At 47.4% G+C, this 23,710-nt stretch carries 19 protein-coding genes; 3 read left to right on the top strand and 16 right to left on the bottom strand.

Annotated elements, in window-relative coordinates; all coding sequences use genetic code 11:
* Window positions 1-21: 21 nt before the first annotated feature.
* Together J2X75_RS16130 and J2X75_RS16125 are read right to left on the bottom strand one after the other, a co-directional pair.
* Window positions 22-294, bottom strand: a complete 273-nt coding sequence (locus J2X75_RS16130) for a hypothetical protein (protein WP_310337853.1) — start codon at window positions 292-294, stop codon at window positions 22-24.
* A gap of 144 nt (window positions 295-438) precedes the next feature.
* Window positions 439-954 carry a hypothetical protein gene (locus J2X75_RS16125; RefSeq protein WP_310337851.1) on the bottom strand — a complete coding sequence of 172 codons (516 nt, stop codon included), beginning with the start codon at window positions 952-954 and terminating at the stop codon, window positions 439-441.
* A gap of 141 nt (window positions 955-1,095) precedes the next feature.
* Here J2X75_RS16125 and J2X75_RS16120 point away from each other — a divergent pair, with 141 nt between their 5' ends.
* Window positions 1,096-1,437, top strand: a complete 342-nt coding sequence (locus J2X75_RS16120; RefSeq protein WP_210109680.1) for a helix-turn-helix domain-containing protein — start codon at window positions 1,096-1,098, stop codon at window positions 1,435-1,437.
* A 223-nt stretch (window positions 1,438-1,660) separates the two neighbouring features.
* On the opposite strand, the gene J2X75_RS16115 is transcribed toward J2X75_RS16120, so the two are convergent.
* From J2X75_RS16115 to J2X75_RS16090, 6 genes are all read right to left on the bottom strand, one after another.
* A complete protein-coding gene (locus tag J2X75_RS16115) occupies window positions 1,661-4,798 on the bottom strand; it encodes a DUF3427 domain-containing protein (RefSeq protein WP_310337849.1) in 3,138 nt (1,045 codons plus the stop codon).
* 187 nt (window positions 4,799-4,985) lie between these two features.
* Window positions 4,986-5,462 (bottom strand): hypothetical protein, encoded by a 477-nt coding sequence (locus J2X75_RS16110; RefSeq protein WP_310337847.1) that lies wholly within the window; start codon window positions 5,460-5,462, stop codon window positions 4,986-4,988.
* Window positions 5,462-6,670, bottom strand: a complete 1,209-nt coding sequence (locus J2X75_RS16105; RefSeq protein ID WP_310337845.1) for a WXG100 family type VII secretion target — start codon at window positions 6,668-6,670, stop codon at window positions 5,462-5,464. The genes J2X75_RS16110 and J2X75_RS16105 overlap by 1 nt, the downstream gene beginning before the upstream one ends.
* 255 nt (window positions 6,671-6,925) lie before the next feature.
* A complete protein-coding gene (locus J2X75_RS16100) occupies window positions 6,926-7,210 on the bottom strand; it encodes a DUF4183 domain-containing protein (protein ID WP_310337843.1) in 285 nt (94 codons plus the stop codon).
* An 82-nt stretch (window positions 7,211-7,292) separates the two neighbouring features.
* A complete protein-coding gene (locus J2X75_RS16095; RefSeq protein ID WP_310337842.1) occupies window positions 7,293-8,240 on the bottom strand; it encodes a DUF4183 domain-containing protein in 948 nt (315 codons plus the stop codon).
* Between the two features lie 481 nt (window positions 8,241-8,721).
* Window positions 8,722-9,102, bottom strand: coding sequence for a hypothetical protein (locus tag J2X75_RS16090; RefSeq protein WP_310337840.1), 381 nt, complete (start codon window positions 9,100-9,102; stop codon window positions 8,722-8,724).
* Window positions 9,103-9,189: 87 nt separating this feature from the next.
* On the opposite strand from J2X75_RS16090, the gene J2X75_RS16085 reads away from it, so the two are divergent.
* Window positions 9,190-9,420, top strand: a complete 231-nt coding sequence (locus tag J2X75_RS16085) for a hypothetical protein (protein WP_310337837.1) — start codon at window positions 9,190-9,192, stop codon at window positions 9,418-9,420.
* 153 nt (window positions 9,421-9,573) lie between these two features.
* Here J2X75_RS16085 and J2X75_RS16080 read toward each other — a convergent pair whose 3' ends face one another.
* Entirely contained in the window at window positions 9,574-10,044 is a 471-nt protein-coding gene (locus J2X75_RS16080; protein ID WP_310337835.1) for a DUF4362 domain-containing protein, read from the bottom strand.
* Between the two features lie 174 nt (window positions 10,045-10,218).
* On the opposite strand from J2X75_RS16080, the gene J2X75_RS16075 reads away from it, so the two are divergent.
* Window positions 10,219-10,668, top strand: a complete 450-nt coding sequence (locus J2X75_RS16075) for a hypothetical protein (RefSeq protein WP_310337833.1) — start codon at window positions 10,219-10,221, stop codon at window positions 10,666-10,668.
* Between the two features lie 109 nt (window positions 10,669-10,777).
* Here the strand turns inward: J2X75_RS16075 and J2X75_RS16070 are convergent, their stop codons facing one another.
* The 7 genes from J2X75_RS16070 to J2X75_RS16040 form a co-directional block, all read right to left on the bottom strand.
* Window positions 10,778-14,263 carry a glycoside hydrolase family 2 TIM barrel-domain containing protein gene (locus J2X75_RS16070; RefSeq protein ID WP_310337830.1) on the bottom strand — a complete coding sequence of 1,162 codons (3,486 nt, stop codon included), beginning with the start codon at window positions 14,261-14,263 and terminating at the stop codon, window positions 10,778-10,780.
* Window positions 14,264-14,580: 317 nt separating this feature from the next.
* A complete protein-coding gene (locus tag J2X75_RS16065) occupies window positions 14,581-16,428 on the bottom strand; it encodes an IucA/IucC family protein (RefSeq protein WP_310337829.1) in 1,848 nt (615 codons plus the stop codon).
* A complete protein-coding gene (locus J2X75_RS16060; RefSeq protein ID WP_310337827.1) occupies window positions 16,388-17,767 on the bottom strand; it encodes a type III PLP-dependent enzyme in 1,380 nt (459 codons plus the stop codon). Before J2X75_RS16060 ends, J2X75_RS16065 begins: the two co-directional genes overlap by 41 nt.
* The gene (locus J2X75_RS16055) at window positions 17,764-18,540 is read right to left on the bottom strand and encodes an HpcH/HpaI aldolase family protein (RefSeq protein ID WP_310337826.1); all 777 of its coding nucleotides are present in this window, start codon (window positions 18,538-18,540) and stop codon (window positions 17,764-17,766) included. Before J2X75_RS16055 ends, J2X75_RS16060 begins: the two co-directional genes overlap by 4 nt.
* Window positions 18,537-20,549, bottom strand: a complete 2,013-nt coding sequence (locus J2X75_RS16050; protein ID WP_310337824.1) for an IucA/IucC family protein — start codon at window positions 20,547-20,549, stop codon at window positions 18,537-18,539. The genes J2X75_RS16055 and J2X75_RS16050 overlap by 4 nt, the downstream gene beginning before the upstream one ends.
* Window positions 20,524-22,311 carry an IucA/IucC family protein gene (locus J2X75_RS16045; RefSeq protein WP_310338497.1) on the bottom strand — a complete coding sequence of 596 codons (1,788 nt, stop codon included), beginning with the start codon at window positions 22,309-22,311 and terminating at the stop codon, window positions 20,524-20,526. Before J2X75_RS16045 ends, J2X75_RS16050 begins: the two co-directional genes overlap by 26 nt.
* Complete coding sequence (locus J2X75_RS16040; RefSeq protein ID WP_310337822.1) at window positions 22,289-23,704, bottom strand: MFS transporter; 1,416 nt, start codon at window positions 23,702-23,704, stop codon at window positions 22,289-22,291. The genes J2X75_RS16045 and J2X75_RS16040 overlap by 23 nt, the downstream gene beginning before the upstream one ends.
* Window positions 23,705-23,710: the final 6 nt, after the last annotated feature.

Raw genomic sequence — 23,710 nt, 5'->3', positions numbered from 1 at the left:
AAATCTTCTTAATCTCTTCATTTAATAGAAAATGATCAACAAACACACCAACGGGCACGCCGTCAACAATGCCGCTGTAAAACTGATCTGTGCCGCGACTCGTCCTCCGGTAAACTCTTGCCGTGAAAAGAACATCCAGATCGAGAGGTACGTAGCGCCTAGTGGGAATGAAATTATCCCGCTAAACGTACTCGGTTCCATATACCCAGTCATCATGCTTTTACCAATTAGGATTAGAGTAACCAATTCCAATATAGATAATATGAAAAACGCGATAGCAATTACTCTTTTCAAGATGTACACCTACTTTCCCGATGCAAAGCAAAGAAAATCCTTTGTAATCTCTGCAACATATATCCTTTATTTGGATGATATCATTTTGTAAGCGTAACACAGATAAATCAAACATTTAACCCAAATGATCAATAAAAAAACATCTTACTCTGATAAATCATCCTTCAATCGAGTGGCTAACTCGTCCAATATCTCTTCTGTTCGTTGAAGAAGCTTTTCGATGTTATTAAGGTCTAAATATTGATCCTCTTGGCATTCCTCTAAAGATGACATATGTTGTATCGTGCCGATGAACAAAGCGATATCCAATCCGGGTTCATTGTCCGTATGCACTAGAGGCAAGATTTCGTTCATGGTGAGTTCTTTGGGTGGATGAACTGAATGATACTTATGGGTATAAAGCGCCTTAATCATGGAGGCTAGAGCCCAATCACATAGAATTAGGCAGGCTTTAAACTGATTGTGATTACGCATGATGGTGGCAAGTTTGAGATGATACTTAGCATGTTGGTGATAGGCCATTATTGTGGTACGTAGCATATGGTAAGCAGGAATGTGTTTGGACCTAGGTTGTGTGGAGATATCAAGGTCTTGCAAACGTGGGGTAAAATCTACTTGGTGATTACAATGTGCTTCGGTTATGGACCAATTTCTTGCCATTGTCATCCCTCCAAAGAGTTAATACCAGTATTATACAATAAATTGATACATATAGTAATCAAATAAATTATTTGTATTCTTCGTTTGGTGTTTACCTTGAGGAAACTTGTCTACACTTTTGAACATAGAGAGGTGAATACCATGAACGAGGACAGAGAAGTTTTGAAGCTGGTCGGAGCAAGAATTCGCGCACTACGCAAAGAAAGAGGGTATTCACAGGAATCCCTCGGAGAAAAAGGTGGATTTCATTTTTCATACATAGGACAGATCGAACGTGGAGAAAAGAATGTTTCTTTGGTGAACTTGGCAAAGATTGCTGAGTCACTGGATGTTAATTTGATTCAATTATTTGCTTATATAGAAGAAGAGTTTGAGGTAACTGAAGATGAGAAACAAATCAAAGAAATTGTACAACTGCTAAGAGATTCTTCTCCTGATAATATTCGTGTTGCCAAAAATGTTATTAAAGGAGTATTGATGTAAAACAGCAAACCCTATCCGTCCATTTATGGATTGATAGGGTTTCTCTCTACTCGAACTTGGAAGAAATTAAAGAAGTAATTACCTGATCTTTCTTAAAAAAGTCCGCATAAAGCTACGAAGAGCAATAATCCCGCCCACTCCGCCTAATTTAGATAAAAATTGTGCATCCAAAATTCTATCCCACATGACCTTGCCTCCATACATATTCTAATACTGCTAGTTTTCAAACAATACACTTATTCGCCACCGCCACCATCTTCGCAGGCATCTCTTCCCGGAGTCGCCATACAAAGCTCATCGGTTTGTTCCCCTCATGACTCACATAATCGGCTTCCCCCAAGAAGACAAATGGAGATGTATAGCCATGCTCCTCCTTATACTCCCGCACGAACAGTAAAATCCGGTTACCTGTCTCTTGATGATGAATATATCGCTGCGCCGTAGCCGTATGCTCCGACACTCGGCTCTGTGTCTGCCAGTGGAATAGCCGCTCATTAATCGCATAATCCTCATACAGCGTAGATGGTGAGAAATCTTTGTCCGATTTGTTCAATGTAATGAAGAAGATATCGGTCTGTTCATCTGCAAAATACTTCACGCCTTCACGGAAGGTGGGCGATTGCTGGGCATTCCAATAACCAAAGGCGGCAAGCACTTGGTCCATGGAATACATACAGTGGATATCCAGTGGACAAGTGTACGGGAACGAATTGCTTTTATCCACAAATCGCAGATGAGCCAGATTGTATTGGAAAATATCCACAAGCTCTGCTCGGAATGCTTCACAAGACAGCACACGCTGCACACCCTCTTCGATGCTGCTCAACCCTAGTTTCTCAGGCGCGGCCCGGTGGAAAGTGTAATAGAACATAATCAACATGCGTTGTTCATCAGCGTTGGTCGGTTCTTTCCCTTTTTCAATAAAGTCGATCAGGAACGTCAGCCAGCTTCGGGAGTTGATCGTCAGCACAGACGGAAGTCTGCGGATGTACTCATCTTGCTCACTCTCGATTGGCTCTGTCAGTCCGGCTTCGGCCAACATACCCCGGAAATACCTTCTCCCCGTACGTCCACCATACAAATCATATAGTGTCATCCCGTGATGTTCCACAAAATGAGCCAAGGTCAGGGGCAGTCCGGTGTCTTGCTGGAACGTTTGCAGCTTCTGGATCAAAGCTCTACGATTACGACTCATCTGCTTGAGGTTGCGCATGACGTATTCCTTCGCTTGCTTTTCCAATTGAATAAACGTGCCGCGTGGTAAGTTCGAAAATCCATTCTCAACGTAGTACGAGATGGAATGTTTAGTAGCGCCGATCAGGGCGCGGAATTTATCCTGGAACCTGTATTCCTGATGCGCTTGCCCGATGAAGTCGAGCACGGTCAAGCACTCTTTGCCATCCGCCATCCGTAGTCCACGTCCCAACTGTTGCAGGAATACGGTCAGACTTTCGGTAGGACGCAGGAACAGGATGGTGTTCACCTCAGGGATATCCACGCCCTCATTGTACAGATCCACGACAAAGATCATGCGCAGTTCCCCGTTCACCAGCTGTCCTTTCGCAGAATGACGTTCCTGTTCGCTCGACCCGCCATGCAGGGCTATGGATGGAATGCCGACTTCGTTAAATATTTTTGCCATATACATTGCATGATCCACCCCTACGCAGAACCCAAGCCCCTTCACATCGTCCAGATCGGTTACGTATTTGTTCAGACTTTGGATGATCTGGTTGGCACGGATTTTGTTATGGGTATAGAGCTTCTCCAGTTCGTTCAGATCGTAGCCTTTACGCGACCACTTCACCTGAGATAGATCGACAGTATCGGTGACGCCAAAATATTGAAAAGGACTCAGTAGCTTCCGGTCAATGGCATCGGTTAGACGGATCTCAGCGGCAATCGTATGATCGAAGTAGGCGGTAATGTCTCTGCCATCCATCCGTTCAGGCGTAGCAGTGAGTCCGAGTAGAATCTGCGGTTCGTAATGGGACAACAGCTTCTGGTATGAAGGTGCAGCGGTATGGTGGAATTCATCCACAATGATGTAATCGTAATAGTCTGAGCTAGTGACCTCCGTCAGCTTCATAGAGTTAAGACTCTGAATACTAACAAACAAGTGATCCAGCGCCTCTGCTCGATGATTCCCGACATGCAGCTCGCCAAAGTTCATATCCTTCAGGATATACCGGAACGTGTCCCGGCTTTGCTTCAAGATTTCTTCCCGATGGGCGACAAAAAGCAGCTTGGCTTCCGCATGGCTTGCCCGGAATCGCTTGTAGTCAAAGGCAGAGATGACCGTTTTGCCAACGCCTGTGGCGGCGACGATCAGGTTGCGGTTTCGTCCGTACAGCGTACGCTCAGCGTCCAGCTGTTCCAGCACTTCCTTTTGATAATCGTAAGGCTGGATGTCGAGGTGAAAGTGGTTGGATTGATCTTTTTTACGATTCAGAGCCGCCTTCAGCTGTGCCTCATTGCCTTCATCTTCAGCTACATATAGCGTAAATTCACGGTCATTCCAATAACTCTCGAAGGTCGCTTCAATCTTGCGCAGCACATCGAGTGAGTCCTTCTCCGTCACCTTGAGGTTCCACTCCATACCACTGGTTAGCGCCGGGTTGGACAAGTTAGAGGAGCCGACATAGGCTGTAGTGAATCCAGTATCGCGGTGAAAAATGTACGTTTTAGCGTGCAGCCGGGTCACTTTGGTATCATAGGAAATCTGGATCTCTGTGTTAGGTAATTTGCTCAGTTCGGTAATAGCCTTAAGGTCGGTTGCCTCCATATAGGTGGTCGTGATGATCCGCAGTTTCCCACCGCCCGCTGTGAATTGTTGAAGCTGTTCCAGAAGCAGGCGAAGCCCGCTGAATTTAATAAATGACACCAGCCAATCGATCCGATCGGCGGTCACGATCTCCTTTTGCAGCTCCAATAACATACTCGGTTCGGACTTTGCACCTGTGAATAACGAGCTTTGGGAGATCGGCGTATCTGGACGAACGATTCGTGTACCCCGGACCGCACGAATGCTGTTCAGCTTGGAATACACATGGGTCAACACTTCCCCCTGCTCATCGAGTTGCAATTCGTTGTACTCTTCTTCCCCCAGCGTGCCTTTCAGGGTAGCAATAATCTCATTACACGTTCGAATCTGCGCCAACACTGCCGTCTTATCTTCCGTCTGTTCCCGTACAATCTTGAGCGCTCGTCGGGTCACCGCCGCCAAATACGTGGACAGCAATTTACGTGCTTCCTCTGCATCCAGCTTCTCGGTCCCAATGTTATACACATCCGGGTCCAGCGCAGAAATCTCCTGCCTGGTGATGGTGTTGATAAGCTGTTCATATATGCCTTGTTTCATGAATGTACCTCGTGTGGGTGTAGGATGGTTGTGGATAGTTCTTTATGTATATAATGAGCTAAAAATTGCTTCTTCTATATTATCGACCAATTGGTGGAAGATTTCATTAGTTGTTTGATTTCATAGAAAAAAGCACCTCTACTCACCGTCTGGTAGAAGTGCCTAAATCTTAATTTTTGTGCTTCATTTAAATGTTGTTTTTGGGGTTGATATAACACCAATCATTATTGTAGGATGCCTTTATCTGTTTCATATCTTCTAGATTGTAAAACCAATCTTCTTCAATCCATACTCTTGCATCGGGGAATTCATTCAGAAAAGCAAAAAGGAATTTAAATAATAAATCCTCATTATCATCAAAGTCATCAGAAACTACTGCTTTAAAATATTCATTTTGCGTATCATCCCAGTCATAAGTAACGGTTTGAAATTCGTAAGGTTCATCATATACACTAAAGCTAAGAGTCCTTGAATAATTCTCCTTAAATGGCGTGTCGCTTATATATAGTCGAGTATATTTTAATGTACCTTCGCTATCGTAAGTTTCTTCATCATTATCAAAGAATAGTTTCTCTTTTATACATATATTATTAATAGTACTCAATAAATTACTTGCTGACGTGCTTTCTCCACGTTTGAATAATAAAAACGATGACATTCCCATTATTTCAATACTCCTCCTAGCTCTTCGAGTGAATTCACAACAGTTACACCTTTACTATTGAATTCTTTAATCATTTTATCTGTTTGCTTATTTGCGATATCAAAACTTTCATCGATATAAAGCACGATCCTTCTTCCCTCGTAGTTAAAAAATTGAGAGTTATTTGGATTAACGTACTTATCGATTTGATCCATTTTAACAGAAGATATTGACTTCTTAACCTCTATGATTTGATTATTCGTCATAACATCAATATCCCCCGCAGGTTTGCCAGTAGATATATTATCTAACTTTAGCCCAAATCCTGTAACTTCAACTTTTCCCTGAACGAAATCTCCTACTTTACCTTCAATTGCTTTGCCAGTATTGCTACTATTGATCGCACTTTCGATTGCACTTGGAATATTTTTAGGGTTTTGTTCAACCCATTTTATTATACTACCGTACGGGTTTTCAAATTCGATTTCTAAACCTTTATTCGTCTTTTTTGTAGCTGCAGCATTAAATTGGTTCCCCCCTTTATCTGCCTCCTTCTTGCCCCCACCAGATCCACCCAGATCGGTATGCTTGTCATCCATCGAACGAAAGGCTTTCCCAAACAATACATATGCTAAGGCCTGTCCCGTCATCGCTCCACCGTAATATCCTGCTCCACTCTCATCGAGCTGCTTCTTCTGCTCATCCACAAACTGCTCGATGTCAGACCTTGCCGTTCCTGTGCCCCAAGCCGCATCCCATGCAAATCCAATACCCCGCCCAACGTCTACAACTTTGCCTACGGTCATGGCATAGGCCAGACTGGTTAATGTACTAAACGGATTATAAATGAACGATTCTGCCATCTCACCAAGTCCCGTAACGGTGTCACCAATTGCTTTATCGACCAGTCCGGTGCCGAAGCTTGGCTTTAGTTCTTCTGGAATGTACAGCGCAACCTCACCTGAGCCGTCCGTTGTTCTGAAGTTCATTGCGATAAACGTAAACTCTTTCTGGATTTCGTCCAACAGCCCGAGTGTAGTCGGGAACACTTCTTTTGCCTGCATAAAATCCCAGAAGAAACGTTCTCCGGTCACACCCGACCAATCGGATTGCAACATATAGATGGATTTCTCCAGTTCCCAGACCATTCGCTCCAGTTCCTGTTTCTTCTGCTGGACCAATCGAGCTTTCTCGTCCAACACATCGGGATGTACCTGAATACGTTGCATCCTATCTTCACCGCCAACCTGACCATAGTTTATGTACCTAAATTTTAACAAGTGAGAGTGAGGATTGGAATCAAACGGAAGGATCATTTCCTCAGAGGTTATCCGGTAGTTGGGCAATATCCTTTGGTAACCATTTTTGCACATTCATGCATGAATGAATACTGTTATGTCGACGAGAGTCTTGTACAAAAAGAACGACTTCTACCCTCAGATAGAAGTCGCACAAGATAACGATACAGCATGATTACATCTTCATTAAGACACTACAAATTGTACGACAATTGGAGTCCCTGCATTTAATGCATCTCCACCAGGGATTGTAATTGTAGTCGTCGTAGCCGAGGATGTATCTGCTGTTTGCATAAGACCATTAATATAAAGATTGTAGTAGTTGTAGGTGCCTGGGAATGCAGTTGCAGCTACACCCGCATCATTTGTAAAAGCGGTCGCAGCAATCGCAAACGTTGCTCCAGTCCCGGTTCCATCACCAATGGTTGCAGCAAATCTCAAACTGTTCTGAAATGGTGTCACGAGTGGCATGTTTCTCACCTCCTACCTGACATAGTATATGTGGTAGATTCGAGCGCAGTGAGGGCAAAGGAACCGGTGAATAGAACCAATTTTAACCATTTATGATATTGGTTGTTATTATAATAACCTCGATAATAATAGGCGTCCCTGCAAAGATCACACCGTTTTGTGACGAAAAAAACAACCTATCAGCACTTACACTATATGAGTTTCCTGGTTGGACAATCCCGTTGATATAAAGATTGTTAAAACTGTTAAGTCCAATCCCGGCAAATTCGGTTATGCTGCCGCCATCGTCATTTGTGAATGCTGTGGCTGGAATTATAACTGAGGCCGACAAATCCAGATCGGTGTCCGGAAAATAAAAGTATCGGTTTGCCGTAGGAATGATTTCAATTCCGGGTATGGTACCCGGCGGACCTTGCTCACCTGGGGGCCCCGTTGGTCCTTGCGCTCCAGGAGTTCCCGGTTGGCCCGGTTCACCCTGAGGGCCTGCTGGGCCTTGCGCTCCGGGGAGCCCCGGTTGGCCCGGCTCACCCTGAGGGCCTGCGGGACCCTGTGCTCCGGGGAGCCCCGGTTGACCCGGTTCACCTTGAGGGCCTGCGGGGCCTTGCGCTCCGGGAGCTCCCGGTTGACCCGGTTCACCTTGAGGGCCTGCGGGACCCTGCGCTCCGGGAGCTCCCGGTTGACCCGGTTCGCCTTGAGGGCCTGCGGGACCCTGTGCTCCGGGTACCCCCGGTTGACCCAGCCCACCTTGAGGGCCTGCGGGACCCTGTGCTCCGGGAACTCCCGGTTGACCCAGCCCACCTTGAGAGCCCGCGGGACCTTGGGCGCCTGCCACACCTTGCGTCCCGGGGAGACTCACAGTCTTTAATTCATGTTGTCTCAACGGAGCATGCATGGGGCTCGGCTCACGACATACCAGGTTGCTGCCTGCCCCTCTCGGTAATGCAATGACTTTTTTGTCACGGGCCATTTTCTGTAATCTTAATGAACGCTTCAGGGAGCGGTACTTTCTTCGGCACACTTTACGAATCATCTTATATTTCCGTTTTCGTGGAATTTTGTTTTTGCATTTTAATCTAGCACGTCTGGGCCTTAATTTGTTGAGGGTAGCTGTCCTCTTGTTCAGATTCTTCAAAATAGTCACTCTCCTTAGGCCGATGCACATAGTGTGTATGCCCTATGTATATGTCAGTGGCACATTCGGAGAGTGTGCGAATAACTATGAATGAAGCCCAATAAAAAAGACAAGAGTCCTGCTATAGTTGTCTTTTGTCTTTCCAGACAAGACCTCGCATATCACATTTTATGTTTAACTCAGACGATCCATCGGGATGAATCTCAATAGGTTGTATTCTATCTTCACCCGCCAACTTGACCGTAGTAATTATACGCAAATTTCAACGAAGTCGATTGGAATCAAACGGAGGATTCATTTTCTCGTTCAAGTTGCAGTAGATGGAAAAATTCATTGGCCAGATATTTTGCGTGTTCGGGCAAGCTTTTTCAGTAGACTCTTACTTTTTCTTAAAATACTGAACGATCTCTTCCGGTTCCTGCGTTTCCAATGTGATCTGGCCTTTCTCGAACAGGATCATGTATGGATATGATTTCAGACCAAAAATCTTCTCATAATTAAACTTGTTTTCATCACGGACATTATAAAAGGTCACGTTAGTAATTGGACCTTCTTCCCTCAAATTCTCGTTATTCATTTTATTTAATTGCGTCTGTAAATCAACAATAAATGGCCGCTCCGCAGTACGGTCGGTAAATACAATAAGTGATGCATCATTCCTCTGAAACTGAGTTAGTTGTTCTATGGCTTTCTCTCTACTGTCCTGACCACATCCTGTTAATAGGAGTATTAATATACATAACATCCAGAACCTCTTCATTAAATCCCTCCTCCAGAATATGATATAATTGGTTATTAATGATCAACTGCACTTCAATACATTTTTTCTCTGAAAGGAGCACTCACATTGAACAAAAAGAATATTATCATTGCTCTCATTATTGGTCTTGTCATATTGCTACTTCCGCTTGTACTTTATTTTTTTGTTACTAATAAGGTAGAATCCGCACTTCCCGATTCAAACATCCCAACTCAAACCAAAACTGTAGAAGGGCTTACCATCACCCTGCTTAATGAAACCTATACAGATCATGAAGTGAAGTTGGGTTATGAGATTCAGGGCGATGAAGTAGTCTGAGAATGATTTAACAGACGCGTTTTATAATAAAGAGTCCAATGCTTTGTACAGATAAAATCCCGATTTTCCACCTTTCATATAACTACAAAAACCTGCACAGCCAGCCTCGGCTTCACAGTTTTTATTAAGAAATTGCATGTGGATACATCTCATTTAAAGCTTAGGCATCCAAAAGGGGTTCTCTTCCTTCTCACAACCAGTTAACACGTAAAAAATACGTCCCTGCTCACTCTTCATCGTCCTGATCCCTTTGCAGGTGTCGGTCTTCATTCCCTGTTTGGAGCCATAGAGATCCCTTGAGTTATCGTAAGTCGCTTGAATAGCTGAGCCATCGTATATCAATTCCTGGATAATAGCCCCACCTTCAATGGTATACATCGTTACACGAACCTGATCCTGCTGTTTTTTCTCCACATTTTTCATAAATGTGTCCCACTTATCTTCGTTCCGTATGTCTCCATGAAGCACAACCACATCCCCACTTTGCTCCGCTTGCTCTGAATTATGGGGCTCAATAATTTCTGGAAAAGCTTGCGTAATTCCGGGAGCATCCGTTGTTGGATTATTTGCCTCACAGGCAGTTAACAGCATGAATGCTAACAATAAGATAAGCATAATTTTCATTCCATCACCTCATGTATGGAACGTTTCAATATTATCCTTTGTTGCATCATTATTCTTATTTTTCCATTTACCCGTAACCCTCCTGCTGTTTCGAACGTTTAGAATCATAGAAATGTATAGGTAACAGGAACCGAAATTTTAGAGTATTTTATCATTCAGCAGGGGGTTCATTTCATGATGTTAAAAACAATGCTTGGTGTAGCACTGGCTCTATCTGTACTTAAATCCACCCATTCGGCAAATACAGCGACTCTAGCTTCAACGGACAAACCGCAGTCAAACGGATTACCCCATGAAATGGAGCGTTCCGTCCCAGCATCTACTTCTGTTCTTCTCATTGCCCCAACTCAACATGAAGGTCGTTCCGCATACAATGGCAGCTTCACAATGGTTTCTTCCAATGGAAAAAATGCCAACATCTCGATTGAAAACAACAGCAACCACACGGTATATGTGAAGATGTATGTCAATGAAGTAAGTGAACCTATGGAAACATCTATCAGCAGAAATAATGATAAAACGATCAATCTGCTTGCATTACAAGACACGGATATTAAGTTGTACATTTATAGCCGAATAGGTCATCACTTAGATCTCTTAGTTGAAGCAGAGCAGGTTCATTGATGTTTTCTCCCACACCTACATATAAGAAAAAACCCTTCACGCAAGCGATTCAGATCCACGTTTCCATGAACTGATGCCTGCTTGAAGGGGTTTTATATTTACATCACACTTACTTCTCGAAACGGAACCAGTCGAAGTCAAACTGACTTCCCGGCAAGAAGATAAAGATTACCTTTTGCACACCTGTCACCCGTTCAAGCTCAAATACACGCTCCTCATATCCTTCGGATTGTGTGAACTCAACCAGCTGGTTACTCTGGCCATCCTCACCTGCGAAGCGGATATGAATTGTATTCTTATCTATTGGTGAATGGCCATGAATGACAAGCTTCGACGTGCCTTCTGCCGTAAAGTCCATGTTTTCGAACTCCAACGACACGTTGTTCCCGATGCCTTCAACACGGTCACCCTCAATTTTGAACGTATCTCCATAGAGTTGGTCACAGGATGCCGCCGCATTTTGTTCAAAGGCCTGACTCTGACGCTCGAAGGAGAACCCTTTAATATGAATCTTCTGCTTCAATACAAAGCAGATCGACGTAATCCCACTCAGGCGTTTGGACAGATGATATGTCTCTTCCTGGTACACATTCCATTTGGATTCCTTGTCATATACCACATCCGCGATCATTGTGCTGCCCTCTTCGTCAGGCATGCCTTCCCAGATCTGAATAAAGTACTCCTCGCTCGACAATGCAAAGATCGGAATGGTGATCGTATCGGAACCATAGGGTCCAAAGTCGATATTGCGGAAGCCCACATGGGTCTCCCCATCCCGACTTGTTGCTACACCCCGTTCATTCCCGTTACCAACCTCACCTTTAGTGTAATCGTACAGTCCGCCAGTGATGAATCCATATGGATCTTTGTAGGCTGTACCGAGACCGTCCGCCTTGAATTCCAGCTGTGAGATGAGTTTCGTTTTATCCGTACCATTTGTACTGGTAGCGCGAAGTCGGAACGCCCCGTCACCAATCGCTGATACTTTCACCGTATGTTGATTCTCTCCATTGCCATCCGTTCCCGCAGGAATGACTTCCACCTTGGCAATGTTGGATTCGATGCCCCCATCATTCACAGCGGCCCACTCGATGTCCCGATAGGACGTGTTCTCCGGATACAGCTTGGCCGTTACGACCAGCTCCGGGTTGGACGGATCGAGAAGCTGTCCTGATTCGCTGATGATCTCAATTTTCCGCAAAGGAATCTCCTGAGCGTTACCTGTCAGCACCGGACGTTCTTCATTGACCATGAAAACTGGTTGCACTTGTTTCTGATCATCGACATCCGTCGCATCCACAACCTGCACTTCATACTCAGCTGCGGCACCTTCCAATCCTTTCGAAGATACTTCGATCCGTACGGTTCCAGCCTCATCCGTTGCCCCGATAATGGCCATCAGTTTACCGCTAAACAACCTTCTGCTGACTCCTTTATATGGATCATAGTCCGTGCTGTCACCGTTATCCAGACCCAGTAATCGCCCGGCACCGGACACCTGAACCTGCACGCGGTTGTTTGCATTGTGCACCGGATTACCCGATTCGTCTTCCACCGTAATTTCCACGAAAATGAGATCAGTACCGCTCGCCTGTAGCTGCTCCCGATCCGCCTGCAGACGAATCTTCTTCGCATCCGTAAAGGAGCGTTGTACATCGGTTGCAATCACAACACCGTTCTCATCATAAGCGATCGCCTTCAGCTCACCCTCTTCATAAGGGACTTTCCACCAGCCGGATAGCTGTGTTCCATGGGCGTGATCGATGTCGTAGGTGCCGATCGTCAACCCGTTGAGTTGCAGCTCAATCTTCGGCGCGTTGCTGCACACGCGTACATCAATGATCTGACCCGGGTTGAAATCCCAATAAGGGAACAGGTGAACCATCGGATTTTTCTTATAATCCGTCCATGCCGCCTGGTAGATATAATAAGCGTCTTTCGGGAACGTTGCCGTGTCCAGCTGTCCAAAATACGAATTCTTCGTATGATACGGAGTCGGTTCTCCAATATAGTCGAATCCGGTCCACAGGAATTGGCCCAGTGAATACGGACGATCCCGCTCAGCCAGAATGCAATATTCTGCCGACTTGGCGCCCCAGCTTGTCGTACTGTTCCCGAGTGCCGAGCACTGCTCGTCATCATCAGCCAGAATAGGCTGTTCGAACGGGAAGTGATAGATGCCACGACTTTGCACCACTGATGAGGTCTCACTGCCATAGATAATCCAGTCCGGATGTTCTGCATGATGTTGGTCGTAGTACTTTTCCGCGTAGTTGTAGCCAGCCAGCTTCACGATATCCGCACATTTTTGAGCATTTTCCCATGGCATGTAGTTGGAACCAATGGTCACGCCCGCATTGCCCTTTGGATCAAATTCCAGCACATAATCCATCAGCATCCCAGTCACTTCCTGGCCGCGTTCATCCGCATGGGTATCATAGATTTCATTCCCGATACTCCACATGATCAGACTGACATGGTTACGGTCACGCTTCACCCAGCTCTTCACGTCCGTATGCGCCCACTCCGGGAAGAACCTCGCATAGTCATATGGCGTTTTGGCACGTTCCCACATATCGAAGGCTTCAGATACCACGAGCATCCCCATCTCGTCCGCAAGTTCCATGAACTCTTTGGCTGGCATATTATGCGCAGTTCGAATGGCGTTGACACCCATCTCTTTCAGCAGGATGAATCTTCTTCTCAGTGCCGTCAGGTTAAAAGCAGCACCCAACGCCCCGAGATCATGGTGTTCACACACGCCATTCATCTTCGTATGGACCCCATTCAGATAGAAACCTTCACTCGGATCAAGTTTAACGTCCTTGAATCCAATACGTTGGGATACAGTCTCAATGATCTTCTCGCTCTGATCTTCCGAGATCAGTTTCAGTTCGGTGACCAGCTCATACAGATGCGGTGCATCTGGGCTCCACAGGTTTGGATTCTCCACAATGATCTGTTGGCTATCTGTCGATACAACCGCGTTCTCACCCACCGAAGCCGTAACATTCGCTTGGCTGGATGCCACCACCTGACCTTCATACCGGATCGTATGCACCAACTCTGCCTGCTGATTCTGTTCCAGGTTCAGTTCCGTATCCACTTCCACCTGCCAGCCATCTGGCTGTTGCTTGATAGATACATACGTTCCATCCGTAACAATATGGTTGCGGTCCCTTGTCTTCAGCCACACGTTGCGATAGATTCCAGCCCCGGAATACCATCTGCTGTTCGGACTCTGATGTACCACTTTGACCACAATCTCATTCTCGCCTTCCACCAGTGCATTCGTGATCTCATGTTCAAAAGCAGAATATCCATACTTCCACTCCCCAACCAGCAACCCGTTCACATACACCGAAGAATCCATATATACGCCATCAAAACAAAGCAAAATCTGCTGCTCATCCTTCGTGTAACGGAACGTCTTGCGATACCATCCAATGCTATCCTCGTACAGTTCCAACGTGTTGTAGATCAGCCAATCGTGGGGGAGTTCAACCGGTTCGAACAACAGACCCGCAGATTCCGTGACATCCAGCTTACTTTTCGCAAATTGCCATCCATCATTAAAAAGCCTCTTCTGATTCATGGTAGATTCTCACTTTCTTGAAGTAAATTATGATTACGGTTACAACAATAAATATCGATTTTTACGAAAACCTTTTCGGTAATACACAACTATGACTATAACACATAACCCGATTATACCATCAGTCTCTTTCCTGTACCCCCATTTCATAAGTTTTTTTAGCCAGATTGTTGAACGTTTTCCCCCTCCAAGCATTTCAACTCCCAATGACAATAAGCCAAAAAGGCAACCCGTCAAACGGGTCACCTTCTCTGTTCCATATCTATCCTTTATCCCGCCACGCTTCTCTCTACACTCCTATACTAACTACTCAACCTCTATCCCTTGTAAAAAGGGTTCCACCCTTTGCCTTTGCCCGATGGCATCGCGCCAGGCACCCCATCCGCTTCAAGCAGCGGACGGACAACTAACTTCACGGGCCACGCCTCGCTCTCAAATATCGCTTGAGCAAGAGCAGCCCGGTCACCCTCAGGAAGCTGCACCTGCGTCAGCGCTTCCTTCCAGGCCTGCTCCGTGATCTCCCATAACTTCGTTTCCGGGATGTGATACACCTCGCTAAGTGCCTCCATGATCGCAGCCAGATTCACCTGCGTCCCGAGCGACTGAACATAAAAGATCAGCTTCTGGATCGTCTCGTTATACAGACTGTTCGAGTAGCCAGGTCGAATATGATAGGCAGGGTCTGCAATACCATGCTGATCCAGATAAGGCTGATGCAGACGCACGGAATCATGGTCGCGGAACAAGAGACCGTTTACCTGATTATCCCGTAACACCAGACAGCAGTTCTGACCATGAATCTCAGGTACAACGCCCACCTTGAATAGACGCATCACGATGTCATAGAACGTAGTCGCTACGTTAGTATAAAAGTCGAGAACATCCGCGCTGCTCAGGTCATCTCCCAGAATCTCCGTTAATAGATGATGCCCTTCCAGATTCACACTCAGTGCAGCCATGGGGATGACTTTGTAGGCTTCACTCAGCAATTCAGCGGGATAAACACGAATCTGTGCAGCCAGATGCCGGGGATGATCGTCGAACAATCCCATGGATTCGGGCATGAAGCCCCACCAGTTCTGCTCTTCGCACATATATACCTTGTCCTGCAACATCTCGTCACAAGCAACGGCCTGTCTTAACATCCGTTCTCCCACAAGACCATTCAACAGTTTGACCACCGGCAGATAACGAGCAGCCCCCAGCGAAAGCACACTAACGGGTAGCTTGAGCATCAAATTAGATTCGGTTGACGGAGCCATCGAGCGTAGAGAGGATGTGGCCTGTACTTCGCCCACTTCTATATCCAATACAACAATGCTGCCCTCTTTAATTTCTCTAGTGAAGCGAGGCAGAATCACATGTTCCAATTGCCACGGATGAACAGGCATCGGCAGATATTCGTAGAGCGTGATCCCTTTTTGGGCAAACTCGTCTTCCAAAACTCCGCGCTGAACATCGTCTAACACGTCCAAAATGGACAGTCCATCTTCGCAACCTTGCTGCACGTCATCCAGACGGATAGCCATCCAGCGGAGCGAAATCGCCTTCCCGAACTCCGCTGCATACTGTGTGACATCCTCTGCATTGAACCCCACCTTGGCTTTGGACGATGGGTGGAATGGACGATCCCGCAATGCAGCAACACGTTCACCTTTGATAAACCACTCATAAGCAGTCGCCGGAACGCTGGCGGACAGATACTGGACTTGTTCCCAGCCTAGAGCATACTGCTCTACAGCAATATCCAGACTAGTCAGGAAATCCGCCACTCCGGGTTGCCTATAGTCTTCATCTGACAAAGCCCTCTGTAACACCGCACGTCCAACCTCTGCCGGAGAATCAAGGAGAACCCAGTTTCCATCTGCTTTCTCTTCGTAGATTGCTGAACCCTGAACCCACTGAATCGCTTGTCTTACTCCTGTTTCAATCAGGCACAATACGCCTTGCGTATGCAATCTAATGTTAGAAGCACCATTCTGTCTCTGCTCCTCGCCGTCATATTCCTTATACAATCGTCTGAACGGTGCAGGTGCTGCGGCAAAATCAATGAATGGGTGATCCTCCAGTGGGAGTAATTGCTCGGCCAAAAATGAATTCATCAGATCCGCCATAATCCGGCGTTCAGCGGCTTGCAGACTGGAACGCTTCATCAGTGTTGACATGATTATTGTCCTCCGTTAGATAATGGAATGCCGGGTGCGGATGTCCCAGAAAATCATGATGCGAGATGGTCCAACAATAAGCTCCGGACTTTTCAAACAAAACAATGTCTCCCACCCGCAGCAGTGCTACCTCCACATCAGAATGCATGCGATCCTTGGGTGTACACAGCTCACCTACGATATGGACTCGATGATCTCTTACCTCTGGACGGGCAAATGAATGCTTCCAACGGTCCGTCTCCATAATTTGAAACGGGTGGTTATGCCCCCATGAAGCAGGTAAACGATTGTGGTGCGTACCTCCTCTTAACACGGCAAAATGCTGATCATGAGAAGTTTTGATATCCGTAACCTCTGCGGCATAATACCCATGGTCTGCCACAAGCAGTCGACCCGATTCAAAATACAACTCGCCTCCACTTGTGGCAAGGCGTTGTCTGGCTTCACTTTGTTCAAGCAGGGAAGTAAACAGCGACCAATCGAATCCGGGACTTCCATCATACGTCACCCCGAATCCACCTCCTGCATTCACCACTTCCACAGGAAGACCATACTGGTGCTGCCACTGCTCTACCTTTTGCAAATACAGCTCAATCATCTCGGCGTGCAGTCTGGCGTCCATATTGTTGGACAAAGAGTGAAAATGGAACCCGCTCAACCGAACAATACCCGCGCCTTCCACACGAATGAGTTCGATCGCTTCTTCCACCGACTCTTCATCGATGCCAAAAGGACTTGGCCCACCGCCCATGACAATCTTCGTCCGGGGTAACGTGCTGCTTCGAAGATTGATTCGGAGCAGAATGCGCACTTCCTGCGCTTGACCGTCGTAATGCTCATGCTTGTCCTCCTGTGCCTGCTCCTGTCCTCGCATGTGCTTGCCTTCATACGCCTCCTCCCAATCTTGCTTCTGCCTGCTCCCCTGCGCCTGCTCCTGATCCATCGCTCGCACCCTCGCAATCGCAATGATGCGCCTCAGCTCCAGCAGACTTTCCACATGGATATAACTCACGTTATTCTCGATTGCTAACCGTAGCTCGTTCTCCTTTTTACCCGGACCTCCAAACAGAATCGGAACCTCTCGACTTACAGCCTTTACCTTGAGCAGTTCTCCGATGGAAGCCACTTCAAAGCCCTTTACCAATGGAAGCAACGCCTCAATGATGCGTGGATCTGGATTCGCCTTGATCGCGTAGAACAATTGTGTGTTCCGGGGCATGCTGCCCAACATCTGACGTACCTGTTCCTGAATGCCAGCCAGATCATAGACGTACGCACATACCGGTTCTCCCATCCCGCGTTGTAGTTCATCAATCGCATGCCATACACTCGGTTTCATATCTGCCCACCCACATTTCTGTAGTCATTCCGCTTTTGGGCATACGCCCGAAACGCCGTATTCCGATCATCACCCAGCACGTATATATGTACTCCCCGCTCAGCCCAGAGCGCCATGTCTTCCACGCCTCTCGTGACCGTAGCATAAGGTACTTCGCACTGCTGCGCGGTAGCATGCAATTCATCCAGCGCACGTCTCACATCCGGGTGCTCGGTCTGCCATGGCACGCCGAGGGATTGCGACAGATCCGCCGCCCCTTCCAATACAAAACTCACCTGAGGATGAGACAGAATCTGTGCACTTTGCCGAACGCCCTCTGCACTTTCAATCATGGGGACAATCATCACTTGTTCGTTCGCTTCCCCAATGTATCTCGTGAGCGGATATTTCCCGAATACACCAGGACGACCACTATTCAGACTCCGCATGCCAACCGGATGATAGTAGGCGTGACGAACCGCTTCTTCCACCTGCTCCAGCTGCTCGACATGCGGAATAACGATGCCCTGGGCGCCACAGTCCAGCACTTTAAGAATCTCCGCTCGCTCTACCTTCGAGATACGTACCAATGGAGTTAGGCCGACCAGTTCCGCCGCCCGGATCAATTCCTCTATCGACTCCATGGATGTTGTGGCATGTTCCAGATCAATGATGACAAAGTCATATTCCGCATGCCCGATCATCTCAATGATGATTGGATGCGGGATAGATACAAAAAGGCCATACACCGGCTGTTTCCGTGCAATTTTTTCCTTCAGCGTATTAATTCTCATTCGATGATTCCCTTTAATTCGGGCGTTCCCTGTGATTCCAGTTCATCCTTCGATACCTTGAGTGGATTGCTCGCCTTACGGAAGTACAACTCCCCATCCCCATACAGACGGCGCTTGGTCATCTCTTCGATCAGTGCATCTTCGGCAAAAAGGTCAAATGCAACAAACCGCTCTGCGTATTCCGGGTGCTGCTTCTGATAATTCACAATTACACCTGCGCATAGCTGCCAGAATGACTGCTCTGACAATCCAAACTTCTCAAAGGCCAACGCAATATCCGTCATGCAGATAAAGAAGAATGCGTCATACGTATAGTCACGGACTTCCGACACATCTCCCGCATAGATGAAAGAATACCGATTGAACTTGCGATGAGTTTCCGGCTCGGGGTTCAGCTTCGGTGCCTGTTGCGGGTGTAACAGTTGATCCGGTACGTAGCGGACACCATCATGCAGATCCTTGATAATGATTCGTTTCGGGAGATCGTCTTCCAGTACCAAAATGATATTCTGAGCATGAGACTCCAGCGCAATCCCGTGTGCATAGAGCAGATGAATAATCGGCAGTGTAACCGTGCGAACGAGAGCCTCGCTCCACTTTTCCACACCATGTCGTTCTACAGCATTCTGGATAAATGGAACACCATCCGGTTGTACCAACATCAGCGCATTCAGCGGCCACGCCGTCTCACCTTGCTTCAGGTGAACCGATACATTCTCCCGCCAGATGGCTCCGAGTGTACCGTAGGCCCGTCCATACTGCGTTGCAGGCAACTGCTCATAACGGAACGACAGTCCCATGATTTCTTTTAAAATGCCAAACTGCTCTTGCTGCAACAGCTCATCTTCACGAACGAGATTATCCAGCCAATCGCTGATCAACGGTGCGTTCTGGGTTGTATGCTGTGCCAGAATACGTGTGCTCGACGTGTTGGTAATGCTGAGAGCCAGCTTAATGTAAGGGGCTTCCGAGTTCACCCGGTTCGATAGTGAACGGATTGACTGCTGTGCACGATAGGGCGAAGACGATGGACCGAGATACACGATGTCTCCATCCATCAGTTGACGGGCAAATACCGACTCCAACTGGTGCTCCCACTGCCATGGATGAACCGGAATGAACACATATCGATCACCCGCGTCAGAAGCTATTTCCCCATCAACTTTGCTACCTTCTCTGCCCGGGCTACGGACTGTTTCACCTTTTTCACGAACTGCCCCATGAAGCTTCGCTTGGCTTGTCTCTCCAACGCCCTCACGAACTTCGGTACTGCTCCCCAACTGACCTGCACCCGCCACATATAAGTTGACCGTCTCACCTATGCCCGTTCGACCTTGTTGTTGCAGGATGTGTTGATATCGCTGTACATCCTCCGCGGTCAGATGCTGCCTTACCAATTCTTCCGAGCTATAGCCCTCGGATACAGCGATCTGAGCGAGTTCTTTTTTCACCGCCACCCAGACTAATGCAACTTCAGAGTTAAACTCAGGGCCATAGGCCAGATTGTCTTTCAGAGAAAATCCCAACCTCGACTTATAACTCGGGTGATACAGATGACCGTCGGTCATATGACTTTCAAGCGCATCATAATGCCGATCTTCACGCGGAATGTTCAAGGGTAATATCGCCCGGCACTGGCTGTCTTTTGCCATCGTTTCGAGCAGTTCCTGAATAAAAGCCGTCACATTGGCACCCTTCAATGAGTTCAGCACGATTTCCTCCAAAAACAGATCCAGATCGGTGCAAGGTACGCCTTCCCTTTGAATCGAACCCTTCTTCACCTTCACCCGGCCAAATGAAAACTTCCGCTCGGCTTCACACGTGTACGCCACAGAATCGCCGGAAGATGTAAGGCCGCTGGTTCGCCATTCGCTTCCACTCACATCACTGTCCAAAATGCCTTCGAACCACATCGCCTCCAGCGTCTGCCGCATGATCCGTTCCTGTACACCCACGTAGACTGCTTCTGTCCTGCCGCCTGCTTCAGCCCTGTATCCCACAACTCCCACGCACTTCACTCCCTATTCGTTTCATTGGATTGCTCACCGGCACATAAACCGGAGTCTGGCTGATACCCCTTAGACAACTCACCAAATTTTGCTTGGCCAGGAATGCTTCCGTAGTCAGCAGATGCCGTACATACGCATTGCCCGTTCGTTCCAGTTCATCCTCAAGTACCTTACGTACCTGCTTCCAATAATGCTCCTCCGGAACGTTCACATCTCGCGCCAGGACATGAATCAGAGAACCCAGATGATTGACGATAAAGTAGTACGATGTCCGCGACCAGGCGTTCTCTCGCGAATAAAATAATAAATCGGACGCAGCACGATCCTGCTCACGGATAAGTTCCTCATCCACACTGACCCCTTCCAGATCGCGGACGATAAAGTCCACAGGCATGCCATCCTTTAATGTCACAAGCGTATTCTGCAAATGGGCTTCAAAGTGAATGCCTTTCTCTCCCGCCGCCCGTACAATCGGCAGCAGAGAACATGCCAGATAACGATCCATCCAGCGCTCAGCTATGTCACGTCCATCACCCAGCATCGTCATCAGTCGCGACCGCATCCCAGGAAGCGGTGCTTCAACCAGACTGGATAAGACATACGTATTCTCGACGTCAAACTCAACGGGCCGATAAGCTATCGTAAACAGACTGGTTAACTCTTCATCTTCAAAAGCACAAGTCGCTACACCTGTCTCATACGCAATATGGGTGTTCGGTTCAGCACCGAAGCAGTCATGCTGCCTGACATATCTGGAGGCATCCAGTGTTCTGCGCATCTGCTCAGCACTGTTGGTGCGGATCATGTTGGTGATCTGCATGTTCAGTGACAGCTTGATATTGCAGTTCCATGCCGGAATATAGACTGTACGGACAGAAGAAGTTGGATAGACGATTGGCCCCGCACTGCCGAGCAAAATTAATTTTTCATCTCGAATATAGTGCTGTACCTCGGACAACCGTGATATGTATGCGTATTGCCATGGATGGACGGGAAGCAGCCCATACATTTCACTCTTTCCTTTTAAAATAGGCTCCATATGACTCCGCAGGAGGTCATGCAAATCCATTGCCGCCTCGTCATCGACCCATTCCTGCATATAGACATCCTGCCTCACGGCGATATAACAGAGTTGAAATGATGTCCGTAACTCCGGACTGTACTTCTGCACATCCTGCTCACTGAAGCCTTTGGAGTTCTTCGGGAACGGGTGAAACGGATGACCAACCAACAAAGACTGTTCCGATGTGCGATAGTCGTGGATGTCGAGACCCGCTGCTTGTTCGATATACAAGGTAAGGTTACGCACACTGTTATCTACCTTTTGTGCAAAATCTCTGGCATACGCCGCCTCGACACGGTTCGTATTTTCACCCAATGGATGTATATTCTCCAGCTCAAGTGAACTTTTCATTTCCACCGCACTCTTCAACATTCCACGTTGATCCAAACTCGCTCCCTGTTCCCCATTCCCGCTTAGCTCAGATGTGATCCAACGAACCAGGTCGTGATAATGCACCGCTTCCCCGCCAGATTCCATGCTGAGGTATTCATGCTCCCCTATGGCAGAATAATAAGACAAGCGTCCTGTCACCTTCACCCTACTAGCTTGAAAAGTAACAGTGTACGACAGCGTATTTGGATTGATCCGAATATCGCTTTCTTTCTCTAGCGCAAGCTCACGTATGTAACAGTTCAGCAACAGCTTGCACGAATGTTCATGGGCCTGCTGCTCAGCCTCAGACCGGAGCTTGTTTTCCATCTCGAACAATGATGCCAACCTTCTTTCGGGTTATAAGTATGACCAGGGGAAGTGTAAGCAGTATGGCGCAGCCAAGTCCGATACAGATCTCTTTGAGCGCCCCCCATTTTGCCATCTCCAAGGACGTTCCTGCCCCGGCAAGCCATTGCCAGCGCATATCGTAATACAGGGTCATGCCCATCACCGCAAACGAAGAAGCCAGACGCTCAATCGTGGTTGATAACACCGACCCTTCGTGCATGTCTTCATCCGGTAAGGCTTGCAGACCAATAGCCGAGATACTCATGCCTGACAGACCAACGCCAATTCCGCGGCACGCCATGAGCATACCGATGATCCAGATCGATGCTCCCATCGGCAGAACCGCAAACGACAAGATCGATATGGACACCAGCAACGTACCCCATGCGATAAAATGCATGGACCGACCACGATCCAGCAAGCTGCCGCCAATCCACATGAACAGACTTGTACAGATCGACAAGGGAATGAACAACGCACCGGACAGGGCCGGCGACAGGTGGAAGACGTCCTGGAACAATAACGGCAATGCAAAGATCACGCCAAACATGACACAATCCTGAATGGTCGAGATCAGCACGGTCAGTGGAAAGACGGCATTACGCCGCAGTAACTGGTACCGGATCAGTGGTTCCTTGCGACCATTCTCGGTTTGGACAAAACGAATAAGCAACACCACACCAAGCGCAATCAGCATCCAAGGTACCCATACTGCCACGACAGGACTTGCGTACAACTGTACCCCCAGACTAAGGGCACCTACAGCGCAGATCAGCATTATGACACTGGATGGATGCCATTTTTTCCTACGTGCAGGGATATAGGTCTGAATGACTCGACCGCACCCGATGAACGAGAATATAGCCAGCGGCACATTAAGCCAGAACAGCATTTCAAGCCGTCCATACTGAATGATGAATCCACCCAGCGTAGGCCCTGCAGCCGGAGCCAACATAAGCAGCAAACCCCACGCTCCTGTAATTCGTCCTCGCACCTCTGGTCCGTATACATCAAACAGCAACACAAGTGATAACGGAATCATCAGTCCCGCGGCAACGCCATGCATGAAACGAACCAGCAAGAGTACTTCGATGGAGTGATAAAACAACGCACCTGCCACCGAGAACAATCCGTATAAACTGATGCCCAACATATACGTCTGCTTACGGCCCAATCGGTCTACGATTAAGGAAGCCAGCGGCATCGTTAACGTCATAGCTAGCATGTAGAGGGCGATGATCCATCCTCCTGCTGTCGTAGAGATCTGATAATATTGCACAAAATAAGGCAGCAGCAGGTTGAATGCACTGTTGGTCAGCACCAGCGAAAAAGCACCGATCAGAATCGCGAGTAATACTGCATGCCTTTTCATCAGGGA

Origin of the sequence: Paenibacillus sp. 2003, assembly GCF_031455635.1 — a bacterium.
Taxonomy (GTDB): domain Bacteria; phylum Bacillota; class Bacilli; order Paenibacillales; family Paenibacillaceae; genus Paenibacillus; species Paenibacillus amylolyticus_B.
Note: the sequence above shows the minus strand (reverse complement) of the source record. Positions and strands in the feature narration are given on the sequence as shown.

What these genes read in the sequence shown, in the direction of transcription:
- J2X75_RS16125 (WP_310337851.1), bottom strand. Translation starts at nt 954, where the DNA reads ATGGCAAGAAATTGGTCCATAACCGAAGCACATTGTAATCACCAAGTA.
- J2X75_RS16120 (WP_210109680.1), top strand. Translation starts at nt 1,096, where the DNA reads ATGAACGAGGACAGAGAAGTTTTGAAGCTGGTCGGAGCAAGAATTCGC.
- J2X75_RS16115 (WP_310337849.1), bottom strand. Translation starts at nt 4,798, where the DNA reads ATGAAACAAGGCATATATGAACAGCTTATCAACACCATCACCAGGCAG.
- J2X75_RS16110 (WP_310337847.1), bottom strand. Translation starts at nt 5,462, where the DNA reads ATGGGAATGTCATCGTTTTTATTATTCAAACGTGGAGAAAGCACGTCA.
- J2X75_RS16105 (WP_310337845.1), bottom strand. Translation starts at nt 6,670, where the DNA reads ATGCAACGTATTCAGGTACATCCCGATGTGTTGGACGAGAAAGCTCGA.
- J2X75_RS16100 (WP_310337843.1), bottom strand. Translation starts at nt 7,210, where the DNA reads ATGCCACTCGTGACACCATTTCAGAACAGTTTGAGATTTGCTGCAACC.
- J2X75_RS16095 (WP_310337842.1), bottom strand. Translation starts at nt 8,240, where the DNA reads ATGATTCGTAAAGTGTGCCGAAGAAAGTACCGCTCCCTGAAGCGTTCA.
- J2X75_RS16090 (WP_310337840.1), bottom strand. Translation starts at nt 9,102, where the DNA reads ATGAAGAGGTTCTGGATGTTATGTATATTAATACTCCTATTAACAGGA.
- J2X75_RS16080 (WP_310337835.1), bottom strand. Translation starts at nt 10,044, where the DNA reads ATGAAAATTATGCTTATCTTATTGTTAGCATTCATGCTGTTAACTGCC.
- J2X75_RS16075 (WP_310337833.1), top strand. Translation starts at nt 10,219, where the DNA reads ATGATGTTAAAAACAATGCTTGGTGTAGCACTGGCTCTATCTGTACTT.
- J2X75_RS16070 (WP_310337830.1), bottom strand. Translation starts at nt 14,263, where the DNA reads ATGAATCAGAAGAGGCTTTTTAATGATGGATGGCAATTTGCGAAAAGT.
- J2X75_RS16065 (WP_310337829.1), bottom strand. Translation starts at nt 16,428, where the DNA reads ATGTCAACACTGATGAAGCGTTCCAGTCTGCAAGCCGCTGAACGCCGG.
- J2X75_RS16060 (WP_310337827.1), bottom strand. Translation starts at nt 17,767, where the DNA reads ATGAAACCGAGTGTATGGCATGCGATTGATGAACTACAACGCGGGATG.
- J2X75_RS16055 (WP_310337826.1), bottom strand. Translation starts at nt 18,540, where the DNA reads ATGAGAATTAATACGCTGAAGGAAAAAATTGCACGGAAACAGCCGGTG.
- J2X75_RS16045 (WP_310338497.1), bottom strand. Translation starts at nt 22,311, where the DNA reads ATGGAAAACAAGCTCCGGTCTGAGGCTGAGCAGCAGGCCCATGAACAT.
- J2X75_RS16040 (WP_310337822.1), bottom strand. Translation starts at nt 23,704, where the DNA reads ATGAAAAGGCATGCAGTATTACTCGCGATTCTGATCGGTGCTTTTTCG.